Source organism: Mycobacterium sp. NPDC049093 (assembly GCF_040704635.1).
In the GTDB taxonomy this organism is placed as follows: Bacteria; Actinomycetota; Actinomycetes; order Mycobacteriales; family Mycobacteriaceae; genus Mycobacterium.
Genome location: NZ_JBEZJS010000001.1, coordinates 703,926 through 718,855 on the forward strand (window position 1 = coordinate 703,926; position 14,930 = coordinate 718,855).

13 protein-coding genes and 1 pseudogene are annotated in these 14,930 nt (G+C 66.6%); 3 read left to right on the forward strand and 11 right to left on the reverse strand.

The window, feature by feature from the left end; genetic code table 11:
• Window positions 1–43: 43 nt before the first annotated feature.
• The 7 genes and pseudogenes from AB0876_RS03350 to AB0876_RS03380 form a co-directional block, all read right to left on the reverse strand.
• Window positions 44–481 (reverse strand): 4Fe-4S dicluster domain-containing protein, encoded by a 438-nt coding sequence (locus AB0876_RS03350; RefSeq protein WP_491839906.1) that lies wholly within the window; start codon window positions 479–481, stop codon window positions 44–46.
• Window positions 478–2,070 carry an FAD-binding protein gene (locus AB0876_RS03355; RefSeq protein WP_526041189.1) on the reverse strand — a complete coding sequence of 531 codons (1,593 nt, stop codon included), beginning with the start codon at window positions 2,068–2,070 and terminating at the stop codon, window positions 478–480. Before AB0876_RS03355 ends, AB0876_RS03350 begins: the two co-directional genes overlap by 4 nt.
• Window positions 2,054–2,791: an ABC transporter ATP-binding protein gene (locus tag AB0876_RS03360; RefSeq protein WP_526041190.1), complete on the reverse strand. Its 738-nt coding sequence runs from the start codon at window positions 2,789–2,791 to the stop codon at window positions 2,054–2,056. The genes AB0876_RS03355 and AB0876_RS03360 overlap by 17 nt, the downstream gene beginning before the upstream one ends.
• Window positions 2,788–3,672 carry an ABC transporter permease gene (locus AB0876_RS03365; RefSeq protein WP_526041191.1) on the reverse strand — a complete coding sequence of 295 codons (885 nt, stop codon included), beginning with the start codon at window positions 3,670–3,672 and terminating at the stop codon, window positions 2,788–2,790. The genes AB0876_RS03360 and AB0876_RS03365 overlap by 4 nt, the downstream gene beginning before the upstream one ends.
• The gene (locus AB0876_RS03370; RefSeq protein WP_526041192.1) at window positions 3,651–4,607 is read right to left on the reverse strand and encodes an ABC transporter substrate-binding protein; all 957 of its coding nucleotides are present in this window, start codon (window positions 4,605–4,607) and stop codon (window positions 3,651–3,653) included. Before AB0876_RS03370 ends, AB0876_RS03365 begins: the two co-directional genes overlap by 22 nt.
• A 147-nt stretch (window positions 4,608–4,754) precedes the next feature.
• Entirely contained in the window at window positions 4,755–6,218 is a 1,464-nt protein-coding gene (tnpB, locus tag AB0876_RS03375) for an IS607 family element RNA-guided endonuclease TnpB (RefSeq protein ID WP_491839901.1), read from the reverse strand.
• Window positions 6,211–6,805, reverse strand: a pseudogene (locus AB0876_RS03380) (IS607 family transposase). The gene tnpB and the pseudogene AB0876_RS03380 overlap by 8 nt, the downstream one beginning before the upstream one ends.
• 150 nt (window positions 6,806–6,955) lie before the next feature.
• Between AB0876_RS03380 and AB0876_RS03385 the strand changes: the two are divergent.
• A complete protein-coding gene (locus tag AB0876_RS03385) occupies window positions 6,956–8,149 on the forward strand; it encodes a cytochrome P450 (protein WP_526041193.1) in 1,194 nt (397 codons plus the stop codon).
• Here AB0876_RS03385 and AB0876_RS03390 read toward each other — a convergent pair.
• On the reverse strand, window positions 8,139–8,804 hold the full coding sequence (locus AB0876_RS03390; RefSeq protein ID WP_526041194.1) for a hypothetical protein: 666 nt from the start codon (window positions 8,802–8,804) through the stop codon (window positions 8,139–8,141). The two genes, AB0876_RS03385 and AB0876_RS03390, sit on opposite strands and share 11 nt — an antisense overlap.
• Entirely contained in the window at window positions 8,805–9,893 is a 1,089-nt protein-coding gene (locus tag AB0876_RS03395) for a M23 family metallopeptidase (protein WP_526041195.1), read from the reverse strand.
• A gap of 282 nt (window positions 9,894–10,175) precedes the next feature.
• Between AB0876_RS03395 and sucC the strand changes: the two genes are divergently transcribed.
• Complete coding sequence (gene sucC, locus AB0876_RS03400) at window positions 10,176–11,339, forward strand: ADP-forming succinate--CoA ligase subunit beta (protein ID WP_491839897.1); 1,164 nt, start codon at window positions 10,176–10,178, stop codon at window positions 11,337–11,339.
• A gap of 17 nt (window positions 11,340–11,356) precedes the next feature.
• The gene (gene sucD / locus AB0876_RS03405; protein WP_448441918.1) at window positions 11,357–12,259 is read left to right on the forward strand and encodes a succinate--CoA ligase subunit alpha; all 903 of its coding nucleotides are present in this window, start codon (window positions 11,357–11,359) and stop codon (window positions 12,257–12,259) included.
• Between the two features lie 73 nt (window positions 12,260–12,332).
• Here the strand turns inward: sucD and AB0876_RS03410 are convergent, their stop codons facing one another.
• Both AB0876_RS03410 and AB0876_RS03415 read right to left on the reverse strand, forming a co-directional pair.
• Entirely contained in the window at window positions 12,333–14,201 is a 1,869-nt protein-coding gene (locus AB0876_RS03410; RefSeq protein WP_526041196.1) for a S9 family peptidase, read from the reverse strand.
• 46 nt (window positions 14,202–14,247) lie between these two features.
• Window positions 14,248–14,862, reverse strand: coding sequence for a TetR/AcrR family transcriptional regulator (locus AB0876_RS03415; RefSeq protein WP_526041197.1), 615 nt, complete (start codon window positions 14,860–14,862; stop codon window positions 14,248–14,250).
• Between the last annotated feature and the right edge of the window lie 68 nt (window positions 14,863–14,930).

Genomic DNA, 14,930 nt, shown 5'->3' on the forward strand with positions numbered 1-14,930 from the left:
GCAACATCGCGAGATCGACATCAGGGTCGTGAATCCTGACGGTTTACGACCCTGACGTAGATCTCGGCGCCACGTCGTGACCGGGGTGATGCCAGGGACCGTCGGCCAGCACCGCCGGGGCGCTGAGCCGTGGCTCGGCCAGAGGCGGAATCGCGGTCAACACCGGATTCTGGTCCAGCCGGGACCCGGGGGAGCGACCCCGGCCCCAGCCCACCATCTCGCGGTAGCCGCCGAGCAGGCCGGCTTCTGCGACGGCGGATTCCGTCGCGTGCGGGCTGTCGGCGCCGACGGGTACCGAGACCGGCGAGACATAGAGCGCATCGGTGGGGCAGTAGGCCTCGCACATGAAGCAGGTCTGGCAATCGGACTGGCGGGCGATGACGGGCACGCCGTCGGGGCCGCGATCGAAGACGTCGGTGGGGCATACCTTCACGCAGACGTCGCATTTGATGCATGCGGTGGTGCTGACGATCTCGATCACGCCACGGCCTCCGAGGAGATGAGCTGCGGGGCAACGGGATCGGGGGCGGTCCAGACGTCGTCGAGACCGCCGACCAGGATGCGGTGCTCGAAGCGGTGATCCGATTCGGGCAGATCTTCACGCCGGTGCAGGCCGCGGGTCTCGGGCCGGGCCAGGGATGCGGCGGTGATCCAGCGCGCCGCTGCCACCATGGCGACTGCTTGGCGCTGCTTGTAGGCCGCACGTGCCGGAAGCGGGGCGAGACCGTCGGCGATGTCACGCCAGAGGGTCTCCAGTGCTCCGGCCGATTGGCGAAGCCGCTCAGCTGATTTCAGATAGCTGCGCTGTGGCGGCAGAACGTGCGACTGGGCCGCTGCTACCACCTCGTCGACGGTCGGCGCACCGGAGCGTGACCGTCCCGTGGGCGCTATCGCTGCAGCCGGTTGGGCGCGTCGGGCGCGGCTGAACTCCGCGGCGCCCCGGCCGGCGAAGGTGCCCGACGCGATTGCCCAGGAGCCGTTGCGGCTGCCACCGCCCGACAGCGAGCCGGTGATGAGCTCACGGGTCGCGGCGTCCCCTGCCGCATACAGTCCGGGCACCGTCGTCGCGCAATCCGGCCCGACCAGTCGCAGGCCACCGGTGCCACGCACCGATCCCTCGTAGACCATCCGGACCGGGTATGCCGTCGTGAACGGGTCGATACCGGCCTTGTCCAGCGGCAGGAAGTAGTTCGGCTGCGCATCGCGCATGGTCTGGCGGATGTGTTCGGGGGCGCGGTCCAGGCGGGCGAACACCCGCTCCCCACGGGTCAGCGCCCGCTGTGCGTCCTGACGGCCACTCAGCCCACGTTGGGTGGTGAAGGGCCGGCCGTGTTCGTCATAGAAGCTGCCCCACTGCAGCATTCGGCCCTTGGTGTGCACGCCCCATTCGGGCGCCAGCGCGTAGGCGGTGCAGAACTCCATACCGGACAGGTGCGCGCCGCGTTCGGCCGCCATCAGCAGACCCTCGCCGGTATCGACGTTGGTGCCGAAGGTTCCGGACAGGAAGGCGGTTCCGCCGGTGGCCAGCACGACGGCACCCGCGGTGACCTGCCACGGCCGGCCGCTGTCCTGCCGGGCGATGCCGGTGGCACCGGTGACGACGCCGTCGCGGTCGGCGGTCAGGTCGAGTGCCGGGTGATGGTCGAGGATCAGCACGCCGCTGCGGTGGGCCTTGCGGCGCATCCGGCGCATGTACTCCGGGCCCTGCAGACTGCTGCGCATCTCGCGGCCGTCGGCGCCCACCGGGAACGGATAGCCCCACTCGGAGAGCTGCTCGAGCCGGTCCCATGAGGTGGCCAGTACCCGGAACATCCACTCCGAGTCCGTGATCCGGCCGGCGGCCAGCTCACGCTCGCGTACCGAATCCTCGCGCCGCGGGCCGGGACCGATGGCCCACAGGTTGTTGCCACCGGCGGCGGTGGCTCCACTGGTGCCGCAGTAGCCCTTGTCCACCAGGATGACCCGGGCACCGGATTCGGTGGCCGAGATGGCGGCCCAGGTGGCGGCGGGGCCGCCGCCGATCACCAGGACATCGGTGACCAGCGCATCGGGGTCAGCGGGAGCGGTCATGGCCTACTTCCTCTCGGACACCGAGTTCGGCTAACAGCACGCGGCGCAGTTCGTCGAAGCCGTCGTCGCTGCGGGTGCGGGGGAAGGGCAGTCCGACACGGCGGTCGAGCGATACCCGTCCGCCCGAGAGGACCACTACCCGGTCGGCCAGCAGGATCGCCTCGTCGACGTCATGGGTGACGTGCAGGACCGCCATGTGTCTGCGCGACCACAATTCGTGCAGCAGCCCGTACATCTTGAGCCGGGTCAGCGCATCGAGCGCGCCGAACGGCTCGTCGAGCAGCAACAGGTCGGGTTCGCGGACCAGCGCGCGGGCCAATGAAACCCGTTGCGCCTCACCGCCGGACAACGAGAGCGGCCACGCCCTGGTCTTCTCCGCCAGGCCCACCTCTTCGAGCGCGGACCGGCCGCGCGCCGTCCGGCTGGGGGCGTCGGGTCCGGCGTCGGGCAGTGCGAAGGTCACATTGGCCAGGGCTCGGCGCCACGGCAGCAGCCGCGGGTTCTGGAACACCACCGCCCGGGAGCGAGGCACCTTCACCGAGCCGGTGACCTGATCGTCGAGGCCCGCCAGCACCCGCAGCAGGGTGCTCTTCCCCGAACCGGACCGGCCCAGCATCGCGACGAATTCGCCGTCGTCGATCTGCAATTCGAGGTCGTCGAGCACCTGCTGATCACCGAATGCGCGCCGCAGGCCGTGCACCTCGACGACCGGTGAACTCATGCCGGGGCTCCCAGACCCTCGAAACCGTTGCGCCAGGACAGCAGGAGCCGTTCCAGTACCCGCACGAGCGTGTAGGACAGCAGACCCGCGACTGCATAGATGAGGATCACGAGCAGCGACACGTCGAACTGCAGGTTGGTCTGGGCCCGTGACATCAGGTAGCCGATGCCCTGTGTGGTGTTGATCATCTCGGCGAAGATCAGGCTGAGCCATGCGCTGGACAGCCCAAGCCGCAGGCCGACCAGGAAATTCGGCATCGCGCCGGGCAGGATCACCTGGGTGATCAGGGTGTGCCGTGGTGCCTCGAGGGTTTGGGCCATCTCGACGAGTTGCCGGTCCACACCGCGGATTCCGGAATAGGTGTTGATGTAGATCGCGATCGCCACCCCGGTGGTGATCAGCACGATCTTGGGCCCCTCACCGATGCCCATCCAGATGATCAGCAACGGGGTCAGCGCGAAGTTCGGCACCGCCTTGAGGATCTGCATGGTCCAGTCGAGCAGGTCCTCGCCGGTCCGGGTGAGCCCCGCCAGGATCGCGAGCGCGACCCCGATGAGAATGCCGAGCACCGTGCCGGTCAGCACCCGGACCGCCGACGCGCCGACATGGGTGGCGAGTTGGCCGTCGCCGAGCAGCCGCCACGCGGTGGCCGCCACCTCGGTCGGAGGTGGGAAGAGGTCGGTATTGAGCAGGCCCGTCGTGGAGCCGACGGTCCAGATCGCAAGGATCAGTGCCGGGCTCGCCAGCCGGCGCACCGGTCGAGGTAGGCGCGCCCACAGGCCTTTTCGTCGGCTATGGCCACCGACGACCTCGATGAGTTCCGGACGGGCGGCCGGGGCCTGGACGACGGTCGCTGCGGTCATGACTTGGCCCCGGCCCATTCCCGGACCGAATACTCGTGGTCGAACGATCCGTCGGCGTTCAGGAACTTGTAGGCGGCCTCGAGCTGGTCCACGCCGACCTGGGGGAACGGCTCGGTGTTGAACTCCTCAGCGCGGGTGGACTTCTGGACGAACTTCAGGTCGGTGTCGTCGGTCTGTGCGACCCAGGCCAGGTAGTCGTCGAAATTCTCGGTGATGTCGCGGTTGACGCTGGTGACCGCCTGCTGCCAGGCACCGATGAACTCGGGGTGGGCGTCGGTGAACGAGCGCAGGGCGATGTTGGTGCCGGTGCTACCGAAACCGTGCCGCGACAGGCTGTCGATGATCGGGAAGCCCTTGGATTCCAGCTCGGCCGCGCTGGCGCCGGTCACGACTGCGGCGTCGATCTTCCCGGAACTCAGGCCGGCGATGGACTCGGGCGTCGGCACGTCGCGCACGTGGATCTGGCCGGTCAGCCCTGCGGCATCGATGAGTTGCCGGGCGGCCCGGTCCCGGATCGTGCCCTGCGGAGCGGTGATGTCCTTGCCGACCAAGCCTTTGATCTCGGTGGGCCCGCCCTTGGCGCCCACCAGCCACGCGTCGCCGTTCACCGAATCCAGGGACAGCAGAACCACTTTCGGGTCGCGACTCCGGGCCCGCAGGCCCGGGTTGTCGCCGATGGCCGCCACGTCGATGGCTCCGGCGAACAGGGCGGAGGCGACGTCGCTACCGGATTGGAAGAACGAGTATTCGATCTTGCCGACCCCGACGGATTTGAGTTGTTCGGTGAGAATGCCCTGCTTGTCACCCCAGCCCAGCGAGCCCGCGGGGGTACCGGTCACCGAGGTGGCCGCGACCCGCAGCGTGTAGCCGTCGGCGTTGTCGTTGGTGCTGCAGGAGACGGCGGTGGCGAGGACGGTGAGCGCAAAAGCGGTGCGCAACAGGCAGTTGAACATGGGAGCGGGCCTCCGGGGGGTCAAGGCGTGAGCACACGCGAATCCGCCCCAGTAGACGCCCGGCCCGATTTCGGGTCGACGGTTTGGCTCAGCTTGACTGGAAGAACCGTTTGCCTTTTGGTGAGCGAATGTGAGTTCGCGTGTTCATCAGGCAGCCTCGCCTTGCGGTGAGGCGGTCCCCGTCTGATCCACCGGCCGGTGGTGCGGGGTTGACGCTTCATCGCCGGCTGCCTCACCCGCTGGCGCGGGTTCGGTCTCACGCGTGGCTCCACGTCCTGCCACCGGGCCACTCCCGGCAGGACCCTGTTCACCCACAACTGGTGTGGGTACGCCGAGTCGGGCGAGGTTGATCGCAGCACCCAGATCACGGTCGATCCGCATACCGCAGCCGTCACACTCGAAGATTCGATCGGCCAGGGTGAGGTTTGGCTTTCGCCTCCCACAGGCCGTGCACATCTTCGACGACGGAAAATATCGGTCGGCCTCCACCAGAGCGCTGCCGTACCAACGAGTCTTGTAACCGAGCATCCGCCGCACTTCGGCCAGTGCGGCATCAGCCAGCGCACGATTGAGGCCTCGCTTGCGCGCACCTCCCTTGGCGCGCATACCCGCGGCGTTCAAGGTTTCGACCACTATCACCTGATGCTGCTGGGCCAGTGCGGTGGTGGCCTTGTGCAGCACGTCGCGGCGCACCGCCGCGGCATGGGCATGCGTGCGGCCGATCCGGGCCTGGGTGCGCCGCCACCGCTTCGACGGTGTCCGCTTGGCCTTGACAGCCCGATCGTAGGGGCCGTGCTGACGCGCCGCGCGCCGCTGCAATGCCCGCAACCGAGATCGGGCCGCGCTCAGCGACTTCGGTGCTGCGATCCGGTCGACTTCAACACCGTCGGGCGTGGCGATGACCAGCAGACTGTCGGCCTTCACCCCGACGTCAACACCGACCACCGCATGGGCCGAGCGGCGTGCGTGCGCCGGCCGCGTCTTGGCCTGCACGATCACCGCCAGGGCGCAGTGCCAGCGCCCGGCAGAGTCTTGGCGCACGGTGGCCGACAAGACTCTGGCCGTACCGGCCTCGATGCGGCGGGCCAGCTTGCGGGTCGATTCGTGGGTGCGGACCGCGCCCAGCCGCGGCAGGGTGACGTGGCGGCGGTCGGCCTCGATCCGGATGGCCCCGGTGGTGAACCGCACCGACTTCGGGGCCCGAGCCGACGTGAACCGAGGGAACCCGACCACCGGGCCCTTACGCTCACCGGTACGGGACTTCGACCACGCATCGAGTCCGCGGGCCAACCCGTCCAGGCCGCTGTTGTAGGCCTCCTTGGAGTTCTCACCCCACCACGGCGCGCATGACACCTTGCGCTGATTCCAGGCCTTGCGCAGTGCCGGCAACGACCACCCCAACCCCGGAGTCAACTGCGCCTCGTCGATGCCGTAGCTGCGTTCAGCAGCGCGCTGATCCATCACCGCCTTCACCAGCGCCAGCATGTGATTGTGGGCGAACCGTGCCGCGCCCGCGTGAGAGGCCAACGCCCGCAGCTGCGTTGGGGTGGGATCCAAGGCGAACCGGTACGCCTGGGCCGTCCACCCCGGAGGGATCTCGAACCTAGCCATCCCCACCCACCTCGACAGGCTCAGTCTGCATGGTGGCGGTCACCGCCCGCACCGCCCGGTTCCGCGCGCCCCAGCGACCGTACAGGCACGCGCACATCGAGGTCAGCACCTCGATCATGTCGCGCACCAGATCGTCGACGGTCTCACCCTGGTCAATGACGATCACCTTGCGGCCGTGCGCGGACAACGCCGCTTCGAGATGCTCAACCCCGAAGCGTGCCAACCGGTCCCGGTGTCCCACAATCACCACTGAAGCAGCCGGGTCCGACAGAATCCGGCGCAACTTCGCCGCGCTTCCCATTCAACTCTGACCCGACCTCGGTCACCACTTCGCCAACCACATGCCCGTTCGAAGTGGCCCAAGCAGCCAGCCGTGCGACCTGCCGATCCAGATCCTGGCGCTGATCATGCGACGACACCCGCGCATACACGACGGTGCGGCCTGCCTCGCCACCGGCCGGAGCATCTACCCGGATCGTCCCAGACTCCAACCGGCGCGCAGGCACCGGCATCCGATCCTCACGAAACCACCGATACGCCGTCTGCGAATGCACACCATTCGCACACGCCCACCCTGCCAACTTCACATACCCACTAAAACGCACATTCGATCACGAATACTCACATTCAGCTGAGCAGTTCAGAACCCTGTGAGTGAGTGGGTGATTGACCGGTCTGCGAGCCGCACAGTACGGTGGAACAACTATTTGGTACCACATGGACGGGGAATCGGATCGGTGACGACGCAACAGGCTGTGGAGCTGTACTACGACCCGTTCGACAACGACATCGACGACGATCCGTACCCGATCTGGAAGCGGATGCGCAGCGAGGCGCCGCTCTACTACAACGAGAAGTACAACTTCTACGCACTGAGCCGCTGGGACGACGTGGCCCGTGAACTACCCAACTGGCAGGCCTACCGGTCCGGGCGGGGCACGACGGCCGACATCCTGTTCAGCGGCATTGAGGTCCCGCCGGGCATCCTGCTGTTCGAGGACCCCCCGCTGCACGATCTTCATCGTCGACTGCTGTCGAAAGTCTTCACGCCGCGCCGCATGCTGGCCGTCGAGGACCTGGTGCGCGGCTTCTGCGCGAAGGCGCTGGATCCCCTTCGCGGGCAGGACGGACTGGACTTCGTCGCCGACCTGGGGGCGTTCATGCCGATGCGGACCATCGGCTATCTGCTGGGTATTCCGGAGGAAGGTCAGGAGCAGATCCGCGCCAGCACCGACAAGAACATCGCACTCTCCGACGCGACCACCGATGTCAGTGCGACGGTGTTCGTGGAGTCCCTCGCGATGTTCTCGGAGTACATCGACTGGCGGGCCACCCATCCTTCCGACGACCTGATGACCGAGCTGCTCAACGCCGAGATCGACGAACCCGACGGCACCCGGCGCAAGCTGGAACGCACCGAGGTGCTGGCGTACACCGCGATGATCGCCGGCGCGGGCGGCGAAACCACGGCTCGGCTCATCGGTTTCATGGGGCAGCTGCTCGGTGAACATCCCGACCAACGGCGCGAGCTGGTGGCCGACCCGAGCCTCATCCCGGGTGCGGTGGAGGAGACGTTGCGCTTCGAACCGCCGTCACCGGTGCAGGCCCGGTACGTCGCCCAGGATGTCGAGCACTACGGACAGACCATCCCTGAGGGCTCGTACATGTTGCTGCTCAACGGATCGGCCAATCGTGACGAGTCGAAGTTCACCGATCCCGACCGCTTCGACATCCACCGCATCGGCGGTCACCTGAGCTTCGGTCAGGGCCTGCATTTCTGTCTGGGCTCGGCGCTGGCCCGGCTGGAGGCCCGGGTGGCGTTCGAAGAAGTGCTCAAGCGGTGGACAGACTGGGAAGTCGACTACCCCAACGCTTTCCGCGCCCACACGTCCAGTGTCCGCGGCTGGGCGCGGCTGCCGGTCAAGTTCTAGGGGGACTGGCGACCGTCGGTACGCTCCAGCGTCCGGTCGCGGGCAACACGGTGAACAGGATGGCGGCCAGCGGTAGGGCGGGCATCGCGTAGACGACGGGATGCAGTCGGGCCCCGGCGATGAACAGACTGCCGAAGATCAGCAGGCCGATGACCGCACCGACGACGACCAGGAGCCGGCCCATCCGGCGTCGCAGCAACAATGCGATGAGCCCGCCGATGGTTGCTGCAGCCGAGATCGCCGCCAGGAAACCGATGGCGACGCAGAACAATCGGTCGGTGCGCCACCAGCCTGCGATCAGGTCTGTAGCGATCACGCCGGTGGCCCAGCCGCTGAGGATGGCCAACGTCGCCGCCACGATGGCCGTACGTGGATTGGCACCCGCCGGGGTGCGCGGGACGATCACGGGCCGGGCGCGGGGCACGTAGCTCGTGGCGGCGTCGTCGTCCGCACGGCCGATCAGGCTGGTCTGGGGCTCCGCGCTACCCGCGGTGGGGATGGCGCCGGTGGGATGGCGCCGGATGATGTTCGTGTGGGGTTCGTCGGCCACGGGGACGGGCCGGGAAACCGGGCCCTGTGGCTGGCGCCGGATGATGCGGGTGCGGTCGTCGTCCTCGTCCGGGTGATCGGCTGGTATCTGACCGTCGTCGCTCACTCAGCCAACATAGCTGCCGAGGCTGAGGCCTCGCTTTGACAGCCACGGCACCGGATCGATGCGGCTGGTGCCGTTCTGCAGCACCTCGAAATGCAGGTGGGGGCCGGTGGAATAGCCCCGGTTTCCGACGGTCGCGATCTGATCGCCGGCCATCACCCGGTCGCCCACGCTGACGAGCCACGTGTTGATGTGACCGTAGAGCGTGACGGTGCCGTCGGCGTGGCGGAGTTTGACCCACGCGCCGTAGCCGGCGGTCGGGCCCGAAGCGATGACGACGCCGTCGGAGACCGCCACGATCGGGGTACCGATCGGGCTCGCGAGGTCGATGCCGGCGTGCAGCACGCCCCAGCGGTAGCCGAAGTTCGAGGTCCAGACGTAGCCCTTGGTGGGCATGACGAACAGCGGGCGCGAGAGCCGGGCCTCGCGCTCGGCGCGTTCCTGGGCGAAGGCGGCGGCCTTCGTGATCTCTTCGGCGTGCACCGAGGTGTCGGCGGTCGAGGAGACCGAGACGATCTGCATGCCGTCCACCGAGCCGGTGACGGAGGCGCCTTCGATGTGGCTGCCCTCGGAGGCCAGGATCGTGTCGTCGGCGTTGGTCTCGGTGGGGTTACCCAACGAGTAGGCGCCGGCGGCGGTGGCACCCGCGGCCATGGCGGCGATCATCAGGCGGCTCTTGACGGCGCCCGCGTGCTCCTTGCGGTGGGCACCGCGGCGGCCGGACAGGTTGATCACGTCGGTGGCGGCGACGCCGTCGCTCACGTCGGTGTGGCTGTCCCGGTACGCGTAACGGGAGCCGCGCTCAGTGCCGGCCTCGGGGCGGAAGCGGGAGGGGACGGCGAGGCGGACTGGCACCAGATCGTCGGTGTCGTTTAGATCGTCGAGCTCCGGGGCATATATGACGCTGGATTCGTGATCGTCCGATTCGCGATCATCCTGGCCGGAGGGGGCATCGAACGCTTCGAAAGCGCTGAACGGGATGACGTCGGTGATCTCCGCGGCGTCCAGTTCTTCAGGCGATACCCGGCGCCTGCGGCGGCGCGCGTCCGTCGGCACTCCTCGCGGAGCTGCGGACGAACGATGCTGCGGCAAGACTCGAGAATCCTTCTTCGTCGTGACCTGAACGTTATCTGGACCAGAGGCACGTTAACCAAATCCCAATGATGGTGGCAACTTATGGGTCTATTCCGCGTCGGAATGTGATCCGTATCACCTCCCATGGGCGGTGAGATCTACCACATGAGCCGGAGGCGATGCTAACCCATCACTCGGCGATGGATAAAGTGCCAGCGGGCCCGTCAGAGGTATGCGGACCGGGCAGCTTCGAAGCGCGCTAGAAGCCAAGCAGACAGACAACGCCTATCTAGGAAGCACATGGATCTCTTCGAATATCAGGCAAAAGAGCTGTTCGCCAAGCACAACGTCCCCACGACCCCGGGCCGCGTGACCGACTCGGCCGAGGACGCCAAGGCGATCGCCACCGAAATCGGCAAGCCCGTGATGATCAAGGCACAGGTGAAGGTCGGCGGCCGCGGCAAGGCCGGCGGCGTGAAGTACGCAGCTACCCCCGAGGACGCCCTCGAGCACGCGACCAACATCCTCGGTCTCGACATCAAGGGTCACGTCGTCAAAAAGTTGCTGGTGGCCGAGGCGAGCGACATCGCCGAGGAGTACTACATCTCCTTCCTGCTCGACCGCTCCAACCGCACCTACCTGGCCATGTGCTCGGTCGAGGGTGGCATGGAGATCGAGGAAGTCGCCGCGACCAAGCCCGAGCGGCTGGCCAAGGTTCCCGTCGACGCCGTCAAGGGTGTCGATCTGGCCTTCGCGCGCTCGATCGCCGAGCAGGGTCACCTGCCCGCCGAGGTGCTCGACGCCGCCGCCGTGACCATCCAGAAGCTGTGGGAGGTGTTCATCGGCGAGGACGCCACCCTGGTTGAGGTCAACCCGCTGGTGCGTACGCCCGACGACCAGATCCTGGCGCTGGACGGCAAGGTCACCCTCGACGCCAACGCCGACTTCCGTCAGCCCGGCCACGCCGAGTTCGAGGACAAGGACGCGACCGATCCTCTGGAGCTCAAGGCCAAGGAGAACGACCTCAACTACGTCAAGCTCGACGGCGAGGTGGGCATCATCGGTAACGGTGCCGGTCTGGTCATGTCGACGCTGGACGTCGTCGCCTACGCGGGCGAGAAGCACGGCGGCGTGAAGCCGGCCAACTTCCTCGACATCGGCGGCGGCGCCTCGGCTGAGGTCATGGCCAACGGCCTCGACGTCATCCTGAACGACAGCCAGGTCAAGAGCGTGTTCGTCAACGTGTTCGGTGGAATCACCGCCTGTGACGCGGTGGCCAACGGCATCGTCAAGGCGCTGCAGATCCTCGGTGACGAGGCCAACAAGCCGCTCGTCGTCCGCCTGGACGGCAACAACGTCGAAGAGGGCCGGCGCATCCTGGCCGAGGCCAACCATCCCCTGGTTGTCCAGGCCGAGACCATGGACGCCGGCGCCGACAAGGCCGCCGAGCTGGCGAACAAGTAATTAAGGATTCATGACCCATGTCTATCTTCCTGAACAAAAATTCCAAGGTCATCGTCCAGGGCATCACCGGCGGTGAGGGCACCAAGCACACCGCTCTGATGCTCAAGGCCGGCACCCAGGTCGTCGGCGGCGTGAACGCCCGCAAGGCCGGAACGACTGTGTCGCACAAGGACAAGGACGGCAACGACGTCGAGCTGCCGGTGTTCGCATCGGTGGCCGAGGCGATGAAGGAGACCGGCGCTGACGTGTCGATCGCCTTCGTGCCGCCGGCATTCTCCAAGGACGCCATCATCGAGGCCATCGACGCCGAGATCCCGCTGCTGGTCGTCATCACCGAGGGAATCCCGGTGCAGGACAGCGCTTACGCGTGGGCCTACAACGTCGACAAGGGTGAGAAGACCCGCATCATCGGCCCGAACTGCCCCGGCATCATCACCCCCGGCGAGTCGCTGGTCGGCATCACGCCGAACAACATCACCGGCAAGGGCCCGATCGGGCTGGTGTCGAAGTCCGGCACGCTGACCTACCAGATGATGTACGAGCTGCGCGATCTCGGCTTCTCCACCGCCATCGGCATCGGCGGCGACCCGGTCATCGGGACCACCCACATCGATGCCATCGAGGCGTTCGAGAAGGATCCCGAGACCAAGCTGATCGTGATGATCGGTGAGATCGGTGGCGACGCAGAAGAGAAGGCCGCGGCCTACATCAAGGCCAACGTGACCAAGCCGGTCGTCGGCTACGTCGCGGGCTTCACCGCTCCCGAGGGCAAGACGATGGGCCACGCCGGCGCCATCGTGTCCGACGGTGCGGGCACCGCCGCCGGCAAGCAGGAGGCCCTGGAGGCCGCGGGCGTGAAGGTCGGCAAGACGCCGTCCGAGACCGCCGCCAAGGCGCGCGAGCTGCTCGCAAACCTGTAAGTCGTTACGACGGAAAGGCCCCCGCTACGGCGGGGGCCTTTCTTTTGGCGCGAGCGTGCGCTCGGCGTCCCGGCTAGACGCGCCCGCCGAGGTGCTCGGCCAGGAACCGCTCGACGGCGTGATACATGTCGATTTGGTTGTCGGGGTTGAGGAATCCGTGGCCCTCGTCCTCCTTGACCATGTATTCGACCTCGACGCCACGCTTGCGCAGCGCTTCGACCAGGTTGTCGGACTCGGCCTGCACCACGCGAGAGTCGTTGGCGCCCTGGACGACCAGCAGCGGTGTGCGGATCTGATCGACCTTCGTGATGGGGGAGCGGGCCAGCATGTCGGCCTCCTGCTCGGGATCGTTGTGATTCCCGACGTAGAGGTGCCAGTTGTTGGCCAGGAACGGCCGGGCCACATTCGGCAGCGTGCGCATGAAGTTGGCCAGGCTGGAGATCCCGACGTAATCGACGGCTGCGGCGAAGACGTCCGGAGTGAACGTCACGCCGACCAGTGCGGCGTAACCGCCGTACGAGCCGCCGAAGATCGCCACCTTGTCGCGGTCGGCATAACCCTGCTTGACGGCCCAGTCGACCGCATCGATCAGATCGTCGTGCATCTTGCCGGCGAACTCGCCGATCGCGGCCTTGGTGAACGCCTTGCCGTAGCCGGTCGAGCCGCGAAAGTTGACCTGTAGCACCGCATATCCACGGTTGGCCAGCATCTGCACGTCCGGCTGGAAGCCCCAGCAATCCCGCGACCACGGGCCGCCGTGCACCAGCAGGACCAACGGCAGATCGGTCGGCTCGATCCCGACGGGCAGGGTCAGGTACGAGTGCAGCTCCAGCCCGTCGCGGGCCGTGATGGTCACCGGCGTCATCGGTGCTAGTGAATCTGAATTCAGATTCGGATACGGCCGGAACAGCAGCCGACTCTCGCCGGTGGCGTGGTCGTAGAGGTACGTCGCCCAGGGGTCGCGGTCATGGGTGAAATTGGCCACCCATCGCTGCCCGCTGTCATCGGAAGAGATGCCCCCGAGGTCGCCGTCGGACAGTTTGGTCAGATTCTCCAGTACCGCAGCGAAATTCGGGTCGAGAGCATGAATCACCTGACGTTCCCCGTAGTAGCGGGCGCCGATCAATTCGCCCGTACGCTCGCTCAGGATGAACGGAGACGGCAGCACCATCTGGTTGCCGAGGTCGAACGTCGGGTGGCTGTCCACTTCGGTCTCCGCGCCGGTGGCCACGTCGATGCGGGCCAGTCGGGTCCTGTCGGTGCCCTCATTTGATCCGAGCCAGATGCCGGTGCCGTCCGGGGAGATGGCGACAGGGAAGATACCCAGCGGATAGTCGGTGCCGTCGTAGACCTTGATGGGTCGCAATGAGGCTGTGGCCGAGTCCCATTGCGATATCTCGACGTCACCGTCGGCCGTCAACGTGTTGGTGAACAGATCACCGTTGGGGGCGCACAGCCACATGATGACATTGCCGGGGTTCTCCGCCAGAAGGGTGAGTTCTCCTGTCGCGATGTCGAGTTCGTACGCATCGACCAGTTCGGGATTGCGGTTGTTGGTCTGCACGATCGCTTTTCCTGGTCGGCCCTTGGTGAGGTCGAAGCTCGCCCTGGCTCCCGGAAACGGTGTCAGATCCACTGCGGTGGTGTCGGGGTTGTCCAGATCGATGCGGTAGATGTGGAAGTTCTCGTCACCACCGTTGTCCTGCATGTAGAGCAGCCATCGCGGATCGTCGGTCCATTGGTAGATGTAGACGCTGCGGGTTTCATCCGCGGTGACACAGCGTGGCGGAGTGTCACCGTCGAGGTCTTGGATCCATACGTTGAGGCGGTTCTTCCACGGTGCCAGATAGGCGATCTTGGTTCCGTCGGGCGAGATCCTGGCAGCTGTGCGCTCGGGTGGGCTGAAGAATTCCTCCACCGAGATGAGTTCAGGCAACGCCATGAGGTTCCTTAAGTTCGTAGGTGCAGACAAGCTCTTTCGGGATGGGTCAGGACGCGACAGGGCCGCCGAGGCGCCCGTTGGTGGCGTCGCGGATCGCCCGGTCGATCAGCGAGAGTGCCTGCTCCCCGGTGACCGTCTTCCCCTCGACGATCACCGCCACGCTGACGTCCTCATCGACGACGCGGAACGCCCCGGTGACGGCGGCGGCGCAGAGTCGCACGGTGAGATCGTCGGCGGGCAGGCCCAATCGGTCGGCGATCACCGGGATGAAGCCCTGCTCCATCCGGTCATGCACCATCAGGTAGGCGGTGCGCAGTGCCGGTTCCGATGGAGTCATGGTGGCGATCCGCATCGCACTGATCTCATCGGCCACGTCCTGGGGCGCCAGTGGATGTGTAACCCCGTCAGCGGCAAGATGTTCGGCCAACGACAGGTCATGCGGCCAGCGGTTCAGGATGGCGATGAACCGGTCTGCGGACTTGGCCAGCACCGGTTCGACGCAGCTCTCCTTCGCGCGGAAGTAGCGCCAGATCGTGCGCGTCGAAAGCCCTGCCGCCGCGGCGATGTCGTCACCGCTGGTGGCGGCGACGCCTTGCTCCCAGAACAACTTGCAGGCGTGCCGTGACACCTCGAGACGAGCCTGCTCCTGCTTTTCGCCCATCGCCTCACCTCCAGAACTTGTCACTTAGTGACAGCTCCAATGTGTCACTAAGTGACAGAGTCGTCAAG

What these genes read in the sequence shown, in the direction of transcription:
- AB0876_RS03355 (WP_526041189.1), bottom strand. Translation starts at nt 2,070, where the DNA reads ATGACCGCTCCCGCTGACCCCGATGCGCTGGTCACCGATGTCCTGGTG.
- AB0876_RS03360 (WP_526041190.1), bottom strand. Translation starts at nt 2,791, where the DNA reads ATGAGTTCACCGGTCGTCGAGGTGCACGGCCTGCGGCGCGCATTCGGT.
- AB0876_RS03365 (WP_526041191.1), bottom strand. Translation starts at nt 3,672, where the DNA reads ATGGGCCGGGGCCAAGTCATGACCGCAGCGACCGTCGTCCAGGCCCCG.
- AB0876_RS03370 (WP_526041192.1), bottom strand. Translation starts at nt 4,607, where the DNA reads ATGTTCAACTGCCTGTTGCGCACCGCTTTTGCGCTCACCGTCCTCGCC.
- tnpB (WP_491839901.1), bottom strand. Translation starts at nt 6,218, where the DNA reads ATGGCTAGGTTCGAGATCCCTCCGGGGTGGACGGCCCAGGCGTACCGG.
- sucC (WP_491839897.1), top strand. Translation starts at nt 10,176, where the DNA reads ATGGATCTCTTCGAATATCAGGCAAAAGAGCTGTTCGCCAAGCACAAC.
- sucD (WP_448441918.1), top strand. Translation starts at nt 11,357, where the DNA reads ATGTCTATCTTCCTGAACAAAAATTCCAAGGTCATCGTCCAGGGCATC.
- AB0876_RS03410 (WP_526041196.1), bottom strand. Translation starts at nt 14,201, where the DNA reads ATGGCGTTGCCTGAACTCATCTCGGTGGAGGAATTCTTCAGCCCACCC.
- AB0876_RS03415 (WP_526041197.1), bottom strand. Translation starts at nt 14,862, where the DNA reads ATGGGCGAAAAGCAGGAGCAGGCTCGTCTCGAGGTGTCACGGCACGCC.